Origin of the sequence: Pseudoxanthomonas koreensis, assembly GCF_010093225.1 — a bacterium.
GTDB classification, from domain to species: Bacteria; Pseudomonadota; Gammaproteobacteria; order Xanthomonadales; family Xanthomonadaceae; genus Pseudoxanthomonas; species Pseudoxanthomonas koreensis.
Window position 1 is genome coordinate 1 of record NZ_PDWM01000021.1, and the last position, 16628, is coordinate 16628.

Genomic DNA, 16628 nt, shown 5'->3' on the forward strand with positions numbered 1-16628 from the left:
GTGTGGGGCGGGTGACGGCGTCGTGCGACATGCGCGCATTCTAGACGGGCTGCGGCAACGGCGCCCGAACCGAGTGCCCTGCAGCACCCTTGCAAGGGCTCCCTTCAGGCGGTGACCCGGGGGTGGACGCAGCCTCGTGCAAACGCGACCTGCCCGGAAGTCCCGCGCTGAACGCGGCACCTTCCAACGGCGTCGGGTCGCCCCTGAAGGGAGCTCCTACAGGAGGCGGCGTTCGGCGGGGCGGCCGAGCAGGAAGCCCTGCCCGCAGTTGCAGCCCAGTTCGCGCAGGATCCCGCGCTGGGTCTCGGTCTCGATGCCCTCGCCCACCGTCTCGATGCCCAGGGTGCCGGCCAGTGCCAGGATCGCGCGGACCAGGGCCAGGCTCTCCTGGCGGCCGGACTCGTCAAGGCCGGCGACGAAGCTGCGGTCGATCTTCAGCCCCGAGATCGGGAACCTGTGCAGGTAGGACAGCGCCGAGAAACCGGTGCCGAAATCGTCCAGCTGCGCCAGCACGCCGTGTTCGCGCAGGGTGTTGAGGATGCGCAGGGTGCGCGGCGCGTCGTCCAGCAGCGCCACCTCGGTGATCTCCACCCGCAGCCGCGCCGGGTCGGCATCGGCGGACTGCAGCAGGCCGAGCAGGCGGTCGGCGAAATCCGGCGAGCGGAAATGCCGCGGCGAGACGTTGACCGAGATGTAGCCGCTGCCGCCGCGCGCCAGCTCGCCGATCACCTGCTCGTACAGCTGCCAGTCCACCTGTTCGATCAGGCCGCTCTCCTCGCCCAGGGCGATGAACGCGGCCGGTGGCAGCAGGCCATGGCGCTCGTGCCGCCAGCGCAGCAGTGCCTCGTGGCCGACCACCGCGCCATCCTCCAGGCGCACGATCGGCTGGTAGTACGGCAGGAAGTCGCGGCTGATGATCGCCCGGCGCAGGTCCGCCTCCAGGTCCAGGCTGCGCACCGCCTGCTCGCGCATGGCCTCGTCGAAGATCGCGTAGCGGTCGCGGCCTTCGTTCTTGGCCCGGTACATGGCGGCGTCGGCGTCGCGCAGCAACTCCTCGCCGCTGTTGTAGCGCGGGTGCCACAGGGCCACGCCCATGCTCGCCGAGGGGAACAGTTCGCGCCCGGCCACCCACAGCGGGCGGCCGATGATCGCCAGCAGCCGCGGCGCGAGGTCGCGCACGCTTTCGCTGCCGTCCGGGCAGTGGACCAGGATCGCGAACTCGTCGCCGCCTAGGCGCGCGACCACGTCCTCGGCGCGCATCGCCGAGACGATCCGCTTGGCCACTTCCACCAGAAGTTCGTCGCCGGCGGCATGGCCGATGGAGTCGTTGACCAGCTTGAAGCGGTCGATGTCCAGGAACAGCACCGCGAACGGCATGCCGTCGCCCAGCTGCGCGCGCTCGATCGCGTTGGCCATGCAGTCGAGCAGGTAGGCGCGGTTGGGCAGCCCGGTGAGGGTGTCGTGCAGGGCCTGGTGGGTGAGCCGCTGCTCGGCGCGCATGCGCTCGCCGATCTGCGCGACCAGCTGCTCGTTGGCCGCCTCCAGTTCGATGGTGCGCTCGGCCACGCGCCGTTCCAGCTCGGCGTGGGCCGCACGCAGCCGCTCCTGGGCACGCTGCCGGGCCAGGCCATTACTGATGTTGTGGGCGACGAAGGTGAGCAGGCGCTGGTCGTCGCTGGTGAAGCGGATGTCCTGGGTGTAGCTCTGCACCGCGATCACGCCCACCACTTCGCCGTCGCGGTGCAGCGGCACGCCCAGCCAGCTGAAGGCCTGGATGCCGTACTCGCGGACCTCGCCGCGGCGCGCCAGCGCGTCGATCCCGTCGCGGTCGGCCAGCACCGGCTCGCGGGTACGCAGCACGTATTCGGTCAGGCCGTTGCTGAGCCTGCGGGTCGGCCGGTGGTCGCCTTTCTCGTCGACCGAGTACACGAAGTCGATCGATTCCTCGTCCTCGCCGAGCAGGGCGATGTAGAAGTTGCGCGCGTAGATCAGCTCGTCCACCGCCGCATGGACCTTGGCGTAGTACTGCTCCAGCGACTCGGAGCTCATCGCCATCTCGGTGATGCGGAACAGCGCATGCTGCAGGCGCTCGGCGCGCTGGCGCTCGACCACCTCCTCCTGCAGTTCACGGTTGGCGTGCTGCAGCTCCACGGTACGCTCGCGCACGCGGCGTTCCAGTTCCACCTGCGCCTGGCGGCGGTCGATGGTGGTGAGCACGTGCTGGGCGACGTAGCCCAGCAAGGCCCGGTCTTCGTCGGTGTAGCAGGCCGGGCGGTCGTAGCTCTGCACCACGATCGCGCCACCGACGCGGCCGCCGCGCTTCATCGGCACGCCCAGCCAGTCGTGGCTGTCGGGGCCCTGGTCCTCGCTGTGCCGGACCTGCAGCTTGCGCCGGATCAGGTTCGAGGGGCCGCGCAGCGCCCGCCCGTGCCGCAGCAGGGCGAAGGTCAGGCTGTTGGGCATCTCCTCCTCGGTCCACTCCTGCTCGGGATCGGGCAGGTACTGGTCGGCCTCGTCGGCGAAGTAGAGGAAACGGACCGACTGCCGTTCCTCGTCGTAGGTGACGATGTAACAGTTGGGCGCGTACATCAGCGAGCCGATGATCGCGTGCAGGCGGTGCAGCAGCTCGCCCATCTCCACTTCGGCGCTGGCCAGCTCGGCAATCTCGTACAGCGCCTGCTGCAACAGCCGCGACTTTTCCAGCTTGTCCACCCGCGCCTGCGCGCGGGTCGCCTCCAGCGCCGAGCCGAGCAGGGTCCGGGCCGTGGCCAGCCAGCCATCGCGGGAAGCGGCGTCCATGTCCTCCGGCAGCCGCGCCACCAGCGACAGGCGCGCGTCCTCCGCGTCGGTCCAGGCCAACGAAAGCAGGCCCGGTTCGGCGGCCAGCGTGCCAGCCTCGGCCAGGGCCAGCTCCAGCCGCCGCGCCGGCCCAGCCTGGAGGACGGGCTCGACCAGGACGTGGCTGCCCAGCACCGGGTCGCGCCAGCCCACCGCCAGTTGCGCGCGATCGGGCAGGAGCGCGTACAGCGTGGCCGTGGCCCGCTCGAGCGATGTACGCGGGCCTGCCGTCGCCGGCAACGGCGGCGCGCCCTCGACTGTGACTGCTGGACTCAAGGCATCCCCGACCGCGTCCCCTTCTGCCCAGCATAACGCCCTCCTGATTACATTGCGGCCCATCCGTGCGCCAGCGGCGCAACCCCGGCCGGATTACACGTCCGTTACTGCCCACATGGCCATCGATTTCGCCTTGCCGCCCGCGCTCGCGCCCTGCGTCCACCCTGCCTGCCCGTCCCCGCTCCGTACCACCACGCAGCGCATCGACGCAGGGCCCGCGGATGCGTCCGTGCTTGCACCGCGCGCGTGGAACCGTAGGCTGGCGGCCATGGACCAACCCGTGGCCGGATCGAACGATGAAGCGCTGATGCTCGCCTGGGCCAGTGGCGACACCGGCGCGTTCGAGGCGCTGTACGCGCGCCACCGCGGACCGCTGTTCCGTTTCATGCTCGGCCAGCTGCGCGACCGGCCGCTGGCCGAGGAGCTGTACCAGGATGTCTGGCAACGGGTGATCGCCGCGCGCGCCGGCTGGCGCCCCGACGCGGCCTTCGCCACCTGGCTGTACCGGATCGCGCACAACCGGCTCAACGACCACTGGCGCGCGCAGCGGCACCGCCCGCCGGCGCCGGCCGACGCCGACCTGCGCACCGCCGCGCTGGCCGACCCGGACGATCCGGAAGGCCTGGCCAGCCGCGACGAGACCCGGTTGCGCCTGCAGGAAGCACTGGACGAACTGCCCGAGGACCAGCGCGAGGCGGTCCTGCTGCGCCTGCAGCAGGAACTCAGCCTGGACGAAATCGGGCGCATCACCGGCGTCGGCCGGGAAACAGTCAAGTCGCGGCTGCGCTATGCGATGGACAAGCTGCGCGCGAGGTTGAACCCATGAATCGCCGGCACGAACCCCTGGATCCGGAAGAGCGCGCCCTGGCGCGCCTGCTCGACGATGCGGAAGCCGCCGGGCCGCCGGCTGCGCTGGATGCGCGCATCCTCGCCGCGGCGCGCGCGGCCGCAGCACCGGCGCATGCCGGCACTCCAGTGCCGGCGACCGCTCCGTCCGGCGGCACACGCCGGCGGCGCCCGCGTCGCTGGCCGCTGGGACTGGGACTGGCGGCTTCGGTGACGCTCGCCGTGGGCGTGGCCTGGCAACTGCGCGAACCGCCGCCGGTGCCCGGCCAGGCGCGGGTGGCGATGGAAGCTGCGGATGAAGCCTCCGCTGCGGCGGCCGCGCCCGTGGCCGCGTCGCCACAGGCGGCTGCAGCCGGCGCTGCGGATACCTCCGGTACTCCGGTCCCGGCTGCCGCAGGCACGACAGGCAGCGTGGCAGCAGCGAAGCCGGCGGAACCGACCCTTGCCGGCGAGGCACAGGCAGTGGCGCGCATGCAGGAAGCGGATGCGGGTGCCGCAGCCACCGCAGCAGCGGATGCCGCCGTGGCCAAGGCCGCCGCGCACGCGCAGGAGCGCGAGGCCGCGATCGCCGCCGCCGAACGCCGCGCCACCCAGCGCAACGAGAAGGCCGCACGCCAGGCGGCCGCCGCAGCGCCGCACGAAGCTTCGCAGCCGCCCGCGCCGGCACCGGCCGCCGACGCTGGCGGATTCGTGGAGACCCCGGCGCCGGAGCTGCGGCAATCGCCACTGCCTGCGACGTCCAGCGAAGCGGCGCGCGCACGCGAACACGAAGCCGCAGTCGCCGCGGCGGCACAGCGCTCCGCGCAGCGCAGCGAAAAGGCGGCCCGCCAGGCCGTGCCCAGCGCCTTCCCCGCGCCTGCGTCGCCAGCGCCGCCGGCACCACCCGCTCCGCCTGCCGCGGCGGCGCCTGCCGCGGCGCCGGCAGCAACGCCCGCAGCGGGCGAAACGGCCCCGACGGTGTGGATGGACGATGCCGCGCCTGATGATCTGCAGCGGATCGCCACACCGCCCACCACCGACGCCTTCGCCGGCCAGGCCGCTGGCCTGGACGCCGACGACCTGGCCCGGCTCGAAGCCGATGCAAGCCTGCCCGCGGCGCAATGGCTGCAGAACATCCGCGCGCATCGCGACCGCGGTGACGTTGCACTGGCCCGTGCCAGCCTGGCTCGCTTCGCGCAGGCGCACCCGGCCGTGGCGGTGCCCGAGGACCTGCGTGCGCTGCTGCCCTGCGCCCCCGCGGCGAGCGCAACCTCCGGCCCGGCTACAATACGCGGGCAAATGACCGACACGCTCGCCGCCCCGGCCTCCCACGCCATCGAAATCCGGCACAGCCGCTTCCTCGCCCAGGCCTCCCCGGTGGATGCACCGGCTGCGGCGCTGGATTTCATCGGCCGCGTGTCCGATCCGGACGCGACCCACAACTGCTGGGCCTGGCGGATCGGCCAGGACTACCGTTCCAGCGACGATGGCGAACCTGCGGGCACCGCCGGGCGCCCGATCCTGGCCGCGATCGACGGACAGGGCTACGACCGCGTCGCGGTGGTGGTGACGCGCTGGTTCGGCGGCACCAAGCTCGGGGCCGGCGGCCTGGTCCGCGCCTACGGCGGCGCGGCGGCCGAATGCCTGCGCCTGGCCCCGCGCCAGCCGCTGGTGGAGATGGTCGAGCTGGAACTGGCCTGCGCCTTCGACGACCTCGGCACCGTCCACGCCGCGCTGCACGCACACGCCGCGGAGAAGACCGGCGAGCGCTTCGAGGCCGATGGCGCGCACCTGTCGCTGCGCCTGCCCGCCGGCGAGGCCGCCGCGCTGCAATCGCGCCTGCGCGATGCCACCCGCGACCGGGTGCGCTTCGCCATCCCGGCGACGGCGACGGAGGCGTCCTGATGGCCTTCCACGGCTCGTCCGACCGCAACGCCCGCGGCGATGGCAACGGTACCGGCGGCGACACCGGCAACGACGCCGCCGCCGCGCGCGGTGGCCGCCTGCGCAAGCTCGGCAGCCTGCGCACGCTGTGGCCGTTCGTGGCCCGCCATCGCGCCCTGTTCGGCGCCTGGCTGGTGGCGCTGGCGGCATCCTCCAGCGCCACCCTGAGCCTGCCGGTGGCGGTGCGCTACATGATCGACCACGGCTTCGGCGGCGGCGCCCAGATCAACCAGGCCTTCGGCCTGCTGTTCGTGGTCGCGGTCGTGCTGGCGGTGGCCACGGCGGCGCGCTTCTTCTTCGTGTCGCTGCTGGGCGAAAAGGTCGTGGCCGACCTGCGCGGCCAGCTTTACGCACACCTGATCGCGCTGGACCCGGCCTTCCACGACCGCAGCCGCAGCGGCGAACTGGTCTCGCGCCTGTCGGCCGACAGCGAACTGCTGCGCAGCGTGATCGGCACCACCATGTCGGTGGCCCTGCGCAGCACGGTGACCGTGGTCGGCGCGCTGGTGATGCTGTTCGTGACCAGCCCGCACCTGGCCGCGTACTCGCTGGTGGGGATCCCGCTGTCGGTGCTGCCGATCGTGCTCGGTGCGCGGCGCCTGGAGAAGGCCTCGCGCGCCAGCCAGGACCGGGTCGCCGACGCCAACGCGCTGGCCGCCGAGACCCTGGGCGCGGTGCGCACGGTCCAGGCCTACGCCCGCGAGCCCTACGAGCGCGGCCGTTTCGGCGCGGCACTGGACGTGGCCGTGGCCACCGCGCGGCGGCGCATCGCCGCGCAGGCAGCGGTGACCGCCGCGGCCATCGTGCTGGTGTTCGGCGCGATCGTGCTGGTGCTGTGGTCCGGCGCGCACCAGGTGATGGACGGCACGATGAGCGCCGGCACCCTGGGCCAGTTCGTGCTGTACGCGCTGATCGGCGGCGGTTCGGTCGGCGCCCTGGCCGAGGTCTGGAACGAACTGCAGCGCGCCGCCGGCGGCATGGGCCGCATTTCCGAACTGCTGCAGGAGCAGCCGCTGGTGGCCGCCCCGGCACGCCCGGTCGCCCTGCCCTCGCCGCTGCGCGGCGAGATCCGTTTCGAACAGGTGGTGTTCCACTATCCCGGGCGCGTGGACGCGCCGGCGCTGGAAGGTTTCGACCTGCACGTGCGCCCCGGCGAGACCGTGGCCCTGGTCGGTCCTTCGGGCGCGGGCAAGAGCACGGTGCTGTCGCTGCTGCTGCGCTTCCACGACCCGCAGTCGGGCAGCGTGCGCATCGACGGCGTCGACCTGCGCGACACCGACCCGGCGGCGCTGCGCGAGCAGGTGGCGCTGGTGCCGCAGCATCCGGTGCTGTTCGCCGCCAGCGCGATCGACAACATCCGCTATGGCCGGCTGGAAGCCAGCGACGCCGAGGTCCGCGCCGCGGCCGCCGCAGCCGAGGCCGACGGCTTCATCGAGGCGCTGCCGCAGGGCTACGCCAGCGAACTGGGCGAACGCGGCGCGCGCCTGTCCGGCGGCCAGCAGCAGCGCGTCGCCATCGCCCGCGCCCTGCTCCGGGATGCGCCGGTGCTGCTGCTGGACGAGGCCACCAGCGCGCTGGACGCGCAGAGCGAGCGCGCCGTGCAGCACGCGCTGGAAAACCTGATGCGCGGCCGCACCACCCTGGTGGTGGCCCACCGCCTGGCCACGGTGCTGCGCGCCGACCGCATCGTGGTGATGGACCACGGCCGGATCGTGGCCGAAGGCACCCACGCGCAACTGCTCGCGCAAGGCGGCCTGTACGCGGAGCTGGCGCGGCTGCAGTTCCTGGACTGAGCGCGTGGCGCGCTGGATCGCTTCCTGTAGGAGCCCACTTCAGGGGGCGACCCGACGGAGCCGTCCGCAGCGTCGTTTGACGCGGCGTGTCCGGAGACTGCGCGTTGAACGTGGCGCATCCAGGCGCCATCGGGTCGCCCCCTGAAGTGGGCTCCTACAGGGGCAGCGCACGCTCGAGAATGGCATCGAAGTCGAGGTCGGTGGGCAGCGTGCCCATGGCCAGGCCGTGTTCGCCGCCGAGGCGGCTGCGCGCGAAGGCGCCGGCCAGCGAGCTGCCCACCGCGAACAGGGTCGAGGCCTGCAGCAGCAACGCCAGCCGTTCGACCAGCAGGCGCGCACGCGGCTCCAGGGCCTCCGCGCCACCTTGCTGTTCCGCTCCGGCCAGCAGCCCCTGCAGCCGCGACGCCTCCCGCTCCAGCAGCGGATGCCGCGCCGCCGCCTGCTCCAGCGCAAACCGCAGCGCCGGCATCGCGCCGGGCTCGCGCTCCAGCGCACGCAGCACGTCCAGGCACTGGATGTTGCCGCTGCCTTCCCAGATCGAATTGAGCGGCGCCTGCCGGTACAGCCGCGGCAGGATCGACTCCTCGACGTAACCCGCCCCGCCCAGGCACTCCTGCGCCTCGTTGACCAGTGCCGGCGCGCGCCGGCACAGCCAGTACTTGCCGGCCGCGGTGGCGATGCGCGCGTACGCGGCCGCCTGCGGGTCGCCTGCCGAGCGCTCCACCGCCGCCGCGACATGCAGGGCGAATGCGGTGGCCGCCTCCGACTCCAGCGACAGGTCGGCCAGCACGTTGGCCATCAGCGGATGCGCCACCAGAGGGCGGCCGAACGCGACGCGGTGGCGCGCATGGTGCAGCGCATGGGCCAGGGCCATGCGCACCTCGGCCGCGGCACCGAGCATGCAGTCGAGCCGGGTCAGCATCACCATCGCGATGATCGTCTGCACCCCGCGTCCTTCCGCGCCGACCGGCCAGGCCCGCGCGCCGCAGAACTCGACCTCGCTGGAGGCATTGGACCAGTCGCCGAGCTTGTCCTTCAGCCGCACCAGCCGGAACGCGTTCTTCGCGCCGTCGTCCAGGCGCCGCGGCATCAGCAGGCAGGTCAGCCCGCCCGGGGCCTGCGCCAGCACCAGGAAGCCGTCGGACATCGGCGCGGAGAAGAACCACTTGTGCCCGACCAGCGCATACGCATCGCCACCGGGCAACGGCATGGCGGTGGGGGGGTTGGCGCGCACGGCCGAGCCGCCCCGTTTCTCGGTCATGCCCATGCCCCGGGGCAGGCCGCGCTTGTCGGCCATCGCCACGTCGCGCGGGTCGTAGTACGGCGCGGCGGCCTTGTCGGCCCATTCGCGCAATGCCGGCACGCCCCGCAGCACCGGTACCGCGGCGTGGGTCATGGTCAGCGGGCAGCTGGTGCCGGCCTCGGCCTGGTGGTGCAGGTAGCTCAGCGCCGCGCGCGCCACCTGCGCGCCCGGCGGCGGCTCGCCGGCGGCGGCGTGCCAGGACAGGCCGGCCACGCCGTGCGCCTTGGCCAGCTCCATCAGCCGGTGGTAGGCCGGATGGAACTCGACCGTGTCGATGCGCCGGCCTTGGCGGTCGTGCGTGCGCAGCCGCGGCCGGTCGCGGTTGGCGTCGAAACCGAGCCGGTACAGTTCGTCGCCGGCCAGGCGCGCGTAGTCCTGCACCGCGCCGGCATGTGCCGCGACACCGGCGTGGGCCAGTCCTTCGCGCAACGCGGCATCGTCGGCCCACAGGTCGCGCGGCTCGAACGGCGGCGGCGTGTTGTCGACGCGGTGGGTCTCGAACGGCGGCAGCTCGTGCATGGTGGAAGCCCTCCTGCGCGAATGGCCGGGAGCCGGTTTCCGCCCCGCCAGGATCCCGGCACGATCGCCGGGTCCGCGCTCAGCCGAAGTCGAAGTTCATCGCCGCGCCCACCGGCGCGACGAAGCCACCGGCGACGAAATCCACGCCGGCGCTGAACAGCTGGCTCATCGCCTGCGCGTCGTCGACGTCCCCGGCCAGGGTGGTGATGCCCTCCTGGCGCGCCCGCGTGGTGATCTCGCGGACCTTGTCCTGCGCTTCGCCGGGCCGACCCATCTCGCCGGTCAGGGCCGGATCGATCTTGAAGAACGCCGGCTTCAGGTGCGACAGCAACTGGAACGAATCCAGGCCCGAGCCGAACTGCTCCAGCCCCAGCCGGCACCCCAGCGGCGCCACCGCGGCCTGGAACTGCTGTGCGTTGCGCAGGTGGGTGAAGACCTTGGCTTCCGGCGCCGCCAGCCACAGCCGCTCGCCCGGCACGCCCTGCGCGTCCAGTTCGCGCCGGATCAGTTCGACCATTTCGGCGCTGGCGAACGAAGCCGGGCTCATCCGCACCAGCAGCCGGGTCTGGCGGCCGGCGCGCTCGCGCTCGCCCAGCACCGCGATCGCGCGGCGCACCACCCACAGGTCGATCTCGCCGAGCAGGCCGTGCTCCTCGGCGATGCCGAGGAAGCCCGAAGGCGTGACCAGCTCGCCATTGGCGTCCACCCGCAGGTGCGCCTCGTACAGTTCGCCAGGCTCGCCCTGCAGGTTCATCGCCGGCAGCCAGTGCAGGACGAAACCCTCGCCGACCAGGGCCTGGCGCAGGCGCTCCACCCACAGCTGCACGCGCTCTTCCTCGGCGCGGTCGGCGGCGCCCGGGTCGAACACCTGCACCGTGTTGCCGCCCAGCTCGATCGCCGCGTGCACGCACTGGTTCGCCTTGCCCAGGATCTGCGGGATGCTGGCGATCTTCTCGCCGACCTGCACCCCGCCGATGCTGGCGGTCACCGTGACCGAGCGCGTACCGACGCTGAACACATGGGTGGCGAAGGCCTCGCGCAGCGCATCGGCGGCCGCGCGGGTGCGCGCATGGTTGCCTTCCAGCAGCAGGGCGAAACTGTGCTCGCCGAAGCGCGCGACCTTGACCCCGGCATCGACCGAGGTGCGCACGCGCTCGGCCAGCGCCGCGATCAGCGCGTCGGCCGAATCTAGGCCGATGTCCGGCAGCAGCCGCGCGTAGTGGTCCGGCTCGACCAGCAGGAAGCCGTACTGGCCGCCGTCGCGGCCGGCCGCGGCGACCGCGTCCTCGAGCAGGTGCATGAAGGTTGGCCGGTTGAGCAAACCGGTGACCTGGTCGCGGCGACGCAGTTCCTCGACCTCGCGCGCCAGCTCCGGGTCCAGCTCCTCGCGGCGGCGGAACACCACCTGCACGCAGGACTCGCCCTCGTAGGTGGCGGTGGCGAACTCCATCTTCGCCGGGAAGGTGCTGCCGTCGATGTGGCGCGCCTCCATCAGGTATTCCGGCGGCGGCGGCTCGCCCTTGGACAGCGACTTGAGCAGTTGCTTGAAGCCCTCGACGTGCTGCGGCCCGACCAGGTCCAGCAGCGACATGCCCTCCACGTCCTCGAACGACTCGAACCCGAACATCTCCAGGTAGGCGTCGTTGGCGCGGATGTGCATGCCTTCGTGGATGTAGGCGATCGGGTCGCGCGAGGAGGCGATCAGCGAATCGCAGCGGCGCTCGGTCTCGCGCACCTGCGCCTCCAGCCGGCGCAGGCCGCGCCGCGCCTCCAGGTCGGCCCATTCGCGCTTCAGGGTCTCCAGCAGGTGCTCCGGGTTGTGCTTGAGCACCAGCCCGCGGGCGGCGCCGCCGAGGGTGCCCAGCACCGCGGCCTCGTCGATCCGGTCCACCAGCAGCAGCAGCGGCAGGTCCTTGCCGCTGGCGGCGACCTGGGCGCGGACCTCGTCCAGCGGCATGGCCGGGGTGTCGGAGGCCAGGACCAGGTCGATCGGCTGCGCCGCGACCATCTGCGCCAGTTCGGCCGGGTTCTGCGGCCGCAGCGGGCGCACCGCGATTCCGCCGTTGCGCAGGGTGCTGACGATCGCTTCGGCGTCCTCCACGCGGTCGTCGACGATGAGCAGGCGCATCGCGCTGTCTTTCTGCATGCGGGAACCGGGGGAAAGCACCAGGGGAGCCGGTTTAATACACGATGGCCACGGGGGGCGTCCATGCCGCGCTGCGCGAAAGCCGGCGCGCGTCACCCGGCAGGTGGCGCGGCCCCGCTAGGATATGCGCCGGCCCCGCCCATCGCGGGCGCAAGGCGGAAGGAGACCGGGCATGGGGATCGAGATCGAACGCAAGTTCCTGGTCGTCGATGAAGGCTGGCGTGCGGCGGCCAGCCGCGTGCAACCGATGGCGCAGGGCTACCTGAACGACCTGGCTGCGGTCGAGGGTGGCCTGCAGAAGGCCTCGGTCCGCGTCCGGATCGAGGGCGACCTTGCGTTCCTCAACCTCAAGTCGCGCCAACGCGGGCACACCCGGCAGGAGTTCGACTATCCGATCCCGGTGGACGACGCGCGCCAGCTGCTGGCGCTGTGCACGGGCGGACTGGTGGAGAAGAACCGGCATTACGTCGAGCACGAAGGCCACCTGTGGGAGGTGGACGAGTTCCTCGGCGCGAACGCCGGGCTGGTGGTGGCCGAGCTGGAACTGGATTCCGCCGACGAGCCCTACGCGCGACCGCGATGGCTGGGCGCGGAAGTGACCGACCTCGCCCGCTACTACAACCTGGCCCTGGCCGAGCGCCCCTACTCGGCCTGGTCCACCGAAGAACGCACCGCCCCCCTGTAGGAGCCCACTTCAGGGGGCGACCCGACAGCCTGTCCGAAGCCTGCGTTGGACGCGACTCCTCCGGATGCGGCGCGTTGAACGCTGCGTCACCCGGCGCCACCGGGTCGCCCCCTGAAGTGGGCTCCTACAGGGACCCACCGCTTGCGGAAGGGCACAACCGGCCCCATCTTCGTGGCATGAGAATCGACATCTGGTCCGACGTGGTCTGTCCCTGGTGCTGGATCGGCAAGCACCGCTTCGAGCGTGGCGTGCAGTCGCTGGGCGCCGAGGCGCCGGCACTGGACGTGCACTGGCATCCGTTCCAGCTCGATCCCGATGCCGGCACCGCGCCGGTACCGTTGCGTGAAGCCTATGCGGCCAAGTTCGGCACTGCCGAGCGGACGGAGCAGATCCTCGCCCAGACCCAGGCCACCGCGCGCGCCGAAGGCCTGCCGATGGATTTCGAACGCGGCCAGGTCCGGGTCACCACCCTGCCCGCGCACCGGCTGATGTGGCTGGCCGCGCGCGAAGGCGATGCGCAGGCGGTGGGCGAAGCGCTGTTCCGCGCCCACTTCGCCGAAGGCCGCAACCTGGCCGATCCGCGGACCCTGGTCGAGGCCGGCGCCGCCGGCGGCCTGGCAGCCGCGCGCGTGGAAGCCATGCTCGGTTCGGACGAAGGCCTGGCCGAAGTCCGCGCGCAGCTGGCCCAGGCCCAGGCCATGGGCATCCGCGCGGTGCCGACCTTCGTCATCGACGGCCGCTACGCCGTGCAGGGCGGGCAGGCGCCGGAGGTGTTCGCCCAGGCGCTGCGCCAGGCCCTTTCCGACGCACCGCCGGCACCTCCGCCCGCGGACGCCTGCGGCCCCGACGGCTGCTCCCTGTAGGAGCTCCCTTCAGGGGCGACCCGAGGCCCTTTGAATACGCCGGGTTCGACGCAAGTCCGCCGGAGCGGTCGCGATGGGCGCGGCTGCGTGCGGACGCCACCGGGTCGCCCCTGAAGGGAGCACCTACAGAAGGGCAAGGCGCCACCCAAGCCGCCCCACCCAGCCTGCCGCCCGCATCTGCGACAATGCCCCGGCGCGCGGACCGCGCATGATCCGGAGTTCCAACGCATGCTCGTGATCGGCGTCGCCGGCACCGAACTGACCGCGCAGGAGCGCGCCTGGCTGCAGCACGACGCGGTCGCCGGGGTGATCCTGTTCAAGCGCAATTTCGCCTCGCGCGACCAGGTCGCCGAGCTGTCGGCCGCGATCCACGCCGCTGCGCCGCGCCCGCAGCTGCTCTGCGTGGACCAGGAAGGCGGCCGCGTGCAGCGCTTCCGCGACGGCTACAGCGCGCTGCCGCCGCTGCAGCAGTTCGATGCCATCTACCGCCGCGATCCGCAGGCGGCGCTGGCGCTGGCCGAAGAGCACGCCTGGCTGATGGCCAGCGAGATCCGCGCCAGTGGCGTGGACCTGAGCTTCGCCCCGGTGGTCGACCTGGCCCGCGGCAACCGCGCCATCGCCGACCGCGCCTTCAGCGACGACCCGCAGGTGGTCGCCGCGTTCACCCGCGCCTACGTGCGCGGCATGCACAGCGTCGGCATGGCCGCCACGCTCAAGCATTTCCCCGGCCACGGCACCGTGCTCGAGGACACCCACTTCGACGACGCCATCGACCCGCGCCCGCTGGACGTGCTGCGCGCCGAGGACCTGGTCCCGTTCGTGGCCGGCATCGAGGCCGGCGCCGACGCGGTGATGATGGCGCACGTGGCCTACCCGGCGGTGGCGCCGGAGCCGGCCGGCTATTCGAAGTTCTGGATCGAGGACATCCTGCGCCAGGAAATGGGCTTCCGCGGCGTGGTCTTCTCCGACGACATCGGCATGGCCGCCGCGTTCTCGGCCGGCGGGGTCAAGTCGCGGATCGACGCCCACCTGGACGCCGGCTGCGACGTGGTCCTGGTCTGCCATCCCGAACTGGTCGAGGAATCGCTGCGCGCGGTCGAAGGCCGCGCCCTCAACACCGCCGCGCTCACCGGCCTGATCGGCCGCGGCGCGCTGGGCTGGGACGGCCTGCTCGCCGACACCCGCTACAACGACGCGCAGTCGCGCCTGCCGCCCGCTACGCTGGCCTGATCCTTCCCGCCACACCCGCACTCCTTTCCGGTAGCCTTTCCCGATGTCCGAACTCCTGATCGCCGAAGTCCTCGAGAAGTCCGACCTGCTGGTCGACCGCCCCGTCATCGACGCGGCCATCGCGCAGATGGCCGACCGGATCGCCGCCGACTACATCGGCGAGGTCCCGCCGCACCGCCTGGGCGACAGCTTCGTGCCGGTGTTCCTGACGGTGATGCACGGCGCCCTGCCCTTCGCCGGCCAGCTGTCGCTGGAACTGGGCGCGCGCGGCCTGGACCTGCAGTTCGACTACCTGCACGCGACCCGCTACCGCGGCACCAACCAGGGCGGCGAACTGGTCTGGAAGCACCGCCCGGCCACCTCGCTGTACGGCCGCCGCGTGCTGATCGCCGACGACATCCTCGACGAAGGCCACACCCTGGCCGAGGTGCGCCGCTGGTGCATCGAGCAGGGCGCCACCGACGTGCGCATCGCCGCGCTCACGGTCAAGGACCACGACCGTTGCGTCGAGGGTGTCCGCGCCGACTACGTCGGCCTGCACCTGCCGGACCGCTACGTGTTCGGCTTCGGCATGGACTACCACGAGCAGGGCCGCAACCTGCCGGGCATCTACGCGCTGAAGGAATGAGGCGGGCATGGACATCGCGCTGGCAGTGATCGGCGGCACCGGCGTCTATCGCCTGGCCGCGCTGGAGGATGTCGAGAGCCGGTACTTCGAGACGCCGTATGGCGCGCCGTCCGGGCCGCTGCGGATCGGCCGCCTGGGCCAGGCGCGGGTCGCGTTCCTCGCCCGCCACGGCGAAGGCCATGCGCTGCCGCCGCACCGGGTCAACTACCGCGCCAACCTGCACTCGCTGCGGCAGGCCGGCGCGACGCGGGTGCTGGCGCTGAACACCGTGGGCGGCATCACCGACGGCTACGGTCCGCGCGTGCTGGCCTGCCCGGACCAGCTGGTCGACTACACCTGGGGCCGCGAATCCAGCTTCTGGGACGGCGAAGGCGAAGCGCTGCACGTGGACTTCAGCCATCCCTACACGCCGGCGTTCCGGCACCAGCTGCTGGCGGCGGCGCAGGCAGCCGGCGTGCAGGTGGTCGATGGCGGCTGCTATGGCGCCACCCAGGGGCCGCGGCTGGAAACCTGCGCGGAGATCGCGCGCATGCGCCGCGACGGCTGCGACCTGGTCGGCATGACCGGCATGCCCGAGGCGGGACTGGCGCGCGAGCTTGGCCTGGACTACGCCTGCCTGGCGATCGTGGCCAACTGGGCGGCGGGCTGCGGCGATGCGCGCGAAATCACCCTGGACGAAGTGCTGGAGAACGTTGCCGCCGCTTCGGCCGGCCTGCCGCAACTGGTCGCGGAACTGGCGCGCGGCTGAGGTTGCACGGCCCGCTGGTAGCGGTATCGGCGGCGGCGTCCGCCGCTGCGGCGATTGTCAACGGTCCGCGGGCTTTGCATACTCCGCGGCGCGGCCCACCACCCCGCCGCATTCCGTCAATCGCAAGGACTACGCAGCATCATGGCCAACGGTACCGTCAAGTGGTTCAACGACGCCAAGGGTTTCGGCTTCATTTCGCCGGAAGATGGCAGCGCGGATGTGTTCGCACATTTCTCCGCGATCAACTCCAAGGGTTTCCGCTCCCTCCGGGAAGGACAGCGGGTGAGCTACGAGGTCACCCAGGGCCCGAAGGGCGCGCAGGCGTCCAACATCACTCCGCTCGACTGACCTGGCACTCGCCGCAGTCGTGCTGAACCCCGCCGCGAGGCGGGGTTTTTTGTTGACGCACTTCTGGCTTGGGGATACCTCGACTGGAAGCAAGAGCGTCGGCTCCGGCGGGGGCCGCCGCATCTGGAAACCTTCAAAGCGTCGGCTCCGGCGGGGGCCGCCGCACCTTGGGTATATGGCCCACCCTTCGGGACGACATCCTGTCTTTACGAAGGGCCGTGGCACATCCATGTGCCACTTGGGCCATATACCCAAGGTACGGCGTCCTTCGCGACCTTTTGGGGCGTGGCTTCTATTGGCCTACCGAAGCCGTGGACTCAACGTCGCTAGAGGACGTCGTTCTGTCGCATTGGGGGTCGAGCGGCACATGGATGTGCCGCGCTCGCGAACTGAGGCAGGGACGCCGACGTGAGCGACGACCCCCAGTGCGGCAGAACGGCGGCCCCCACCGTAGCCGGCGCAACCGGATGCTTTCAGCTCTT

Annotated in this window: 12 protein-coding genes; 9 read left to right on the forward strand and 3 right to left on the reverse strand. The window is 72.1% G+C overall.

Features of this window, described 5'->3' with window-relative positions:
- Positions 1–216 precede the first annotated feature (216 nt).
- Complete coding sequence (locus CSC64_RS07975; protein ID WP_162434796.1) at positions 217–3177, reverse strand: bifunctional diguanylate cyclase/phosphodiesterase; 2961 nt, start codon at positions 3175–3177, stop codon at positions 217–219.
- A 217-nt stretch (positions 3178–3394) separates the two neighbouring features.
- Between CSC64_RS07975 and CSC64_RS07980 the strand changes: the two genes are divergently transcribed.
- The 3 genes from CSC64_RS07980 (at position 3395) to CSC64_RS07995 (ending at position 7676) form a co-directional block, all read left to right on the forward strand.
- On the forward strand, positions 3395–3940 hold the full coding sequence (locus tag CSC64_RS07980) for an RNA polymerase sigma factor (RefSeq protein WP_484573152.1): 546 nt from the start codon (positions 3395–3397) through the stop codon (positions 3938–3940).
- Between the two features lie 1298 nt (positions 3941–5238).
- The gene (locus CSC64_RS07990) at positions 5239–5844 is read left to right on the forward strand and encodes an IMPACT family protein (protein WP_162434835.1); all 606 of its coding nucleotides are present in this window, start codon (positions 5239–5241) and stop codon (positions 5842–5844) included.
- Positions 5844–7676: an ABC transporter transmembrane domain-containing protein gene (locus CSC64_RS07995; protein ID WP_162434798.1), complete on the forward strand. Its 1833-nt coding sequence runs from the start codon at positions 5844–5846 to the stop codon at positions 7674–7676. Before CSC64_RS07990 ends, CSC64_RS07995 begins: the two co-directional genes overlap by 1 nt.
- Positions 7677–7830: 154 nt before the next feature.
- Here the strand turns inward: CSC64_RS07995 and CSC64_RS08000 are convergent, their stop codons facing one another.
- The gene (locus CSC64_RS08000) at positions 7831–9498 is read right to left on the reverse strand and encodes an acyl-CoA dehydrogenase family protein (protein ID WP_162434799.1); all 1668 of its coding nucleotides are present in this window, start codon (positions 9496–9498) and stop codon (positions 7831–7833) included.
- A 79-nt stretch (positions 9499–9577) separates the two neighbouring features.
- Positions 9578–11644, reverse strand: coding sequence for a GGDEF/EAL domain-containing response regulator (locus CSC64_RS08005; RefSeq protein ID WP_162434800.1), 2067 nt, complete (start codon positions 11642–11644; stop codon positions 9578–9580).
- Between the two features lie 172 nt (positions 11645–11816).
- On the opposite strand from CSC64_RS08005, the gene CSC64_RS08010 reads away from it, so the two are divergent.
- From CSC64_RS08010 to cspE, 6 genes are all read left to right on the forward strand, one after another.
- Positions 11817–12329 (forward strand): CYTH domain-containing protein, encoded by a 513-nt coding sequence (locus tag CSC64_RS08010; RefSeq protein WP_162434801.1) that lies wholly within the window; start codon positions 11817–11819, stop codon positions 12327–12329.
- A 176-nt stretch (positions 12330–12505) separates the two neighbouring features.
- Positions 12506–13192, forward strand: coding sequence for a DsbA family oxidoreductase (locus tag CSC64_RS08015; RefSeq protein WP_162434802.1), 687 nt, complete (start codon positions 12506–12508; stop codon positions 13190–13192).
- 228 nt (positions 13193–13420) lie between these two features.
- On the forward strand, positions 13421–14422 hold the full coding sequence (gene nagZ, locus CSC64_RS08020; protein WP_162434803.1) for a beta-N-acetylhexosaminidase: 1002 nt from the start codon (positions 13421–13423) through the stop codon (positions 14420–14422).
- A 43-nt stretch (positions 14423–14465) separates the two neighbouring features.
- On the forward strand, positions 14466–15050 hold the full coding sequence (locus tag CSC64_RS08025; protein WP_162434804.1) for a hypoxanthine-guanine phosphoribosyltransferase: 585 nt from the start codon (positions 14466–14468) through the stop codon (positions 15048–15050).
- A gap of 7 nt (positions 15051–15057) precedes the next feature.
- Entirely contained in the window at positions 15058–15798 is a 741-nt protein-coding gene (locus tag CSC64_RS08030) for an S-methyl-5'-thioinosine phosphorylase (RefSeq protein ID WP_162434805.1), read from the forward strand.
- A 141-nt stretch (positions 15799–15939) separates the two neighbouring features.
- Positions 15940–16146, forward strand: a complete 207-nt coding sequence (gene cspE / locus CSC64_RS08035; RefSeq protein WP_052629532.1) for a transcription antiterminator/RNA stability regulator CspE — start codon at positions 15940–15942, stop codon at positions 16144–16146.
- Positions 16147–16628 lie beyond the last annotated feature (482 nt).

Bases quoted from the DNA above. Each gene is read 5' to 3' on its own strand.
- CSC64_RS08015 (WP_162434802.1), top strand. From the start codon at position 12,506: ATGAGAATCGACATCTGGTCCGACGTGGTCTGTCCCTGGTGCTGGATC.
- CSC64_RS07995 (WP_162434798.1), top strand. From the start codon at position 5,844: ATGGCCTTCCACGGCTCGTCCGACCGCAACGCCCGCGGCGATGGCAAC.
- cspE (WP_052629532.1), top strand. From the start codon at position 15,940: ATGGCCAACGGTACCGTCAAGTGGTTCAACGACGCCAAGGGTTTCGGC.
- CSC64_RS07990 (WP_162434835.1), top strand. From the start codon at position 5,239: ATGACCGACACGCTCGCCGCCCCGGCCTCCCACGCCATCGAAATCCGG.
- CSC64_RS08000 (WP_162434799.1), bottom strand. From the start codon at position 9,498: ATGCACGAGCTGCCGCCGTTCGAGACCCACCGCGTCGACAACACGCCG.
- CSC64_RS07975 (WP_162434796.1), bottom strand. From the start codon at position 3,177: ATGGGCCGCAATGTAATCAGGAGGGCGTTATGCTGGGCAGAAGGGGAC.
- nagZ (WP_162434803.1), top strand. From the start codon at position 13,421: ATGCTCGTGATCGGCGTCGCCGGCACCGAACTGACCGCGCAGGAGCGC.
- CSC64_RS08010 (WP_162434801.1), top strand. From the start codon at position 11,817: ATGGGGATCGAGATCGAACGCAAGTTCCTGGTCGTCGATGAAGGCTGG.
- CSC64_RS08030 (WP_162434805.1), top strand. From the start codon at position 15,058: ATGGACATCGCGCTGGCAGTGATCGGCGGCACCGGCGTCTATCGCCTG.
- CSC64_RS08005 (WP_162434800.1), bottom strand. From the start codon at position 11,644: ATGCAGAAAGACAGCGCGATGCGCCTGCTCATCGTCGACGACCGCGTG.
- CSC64_RS08025 (WP_162434804.1), top strand. From the start codon at position 14,466: ATGTCCGAACTCCTGATCGCCGAAGTCCTCGAGAAGTCCGACCTGCTG.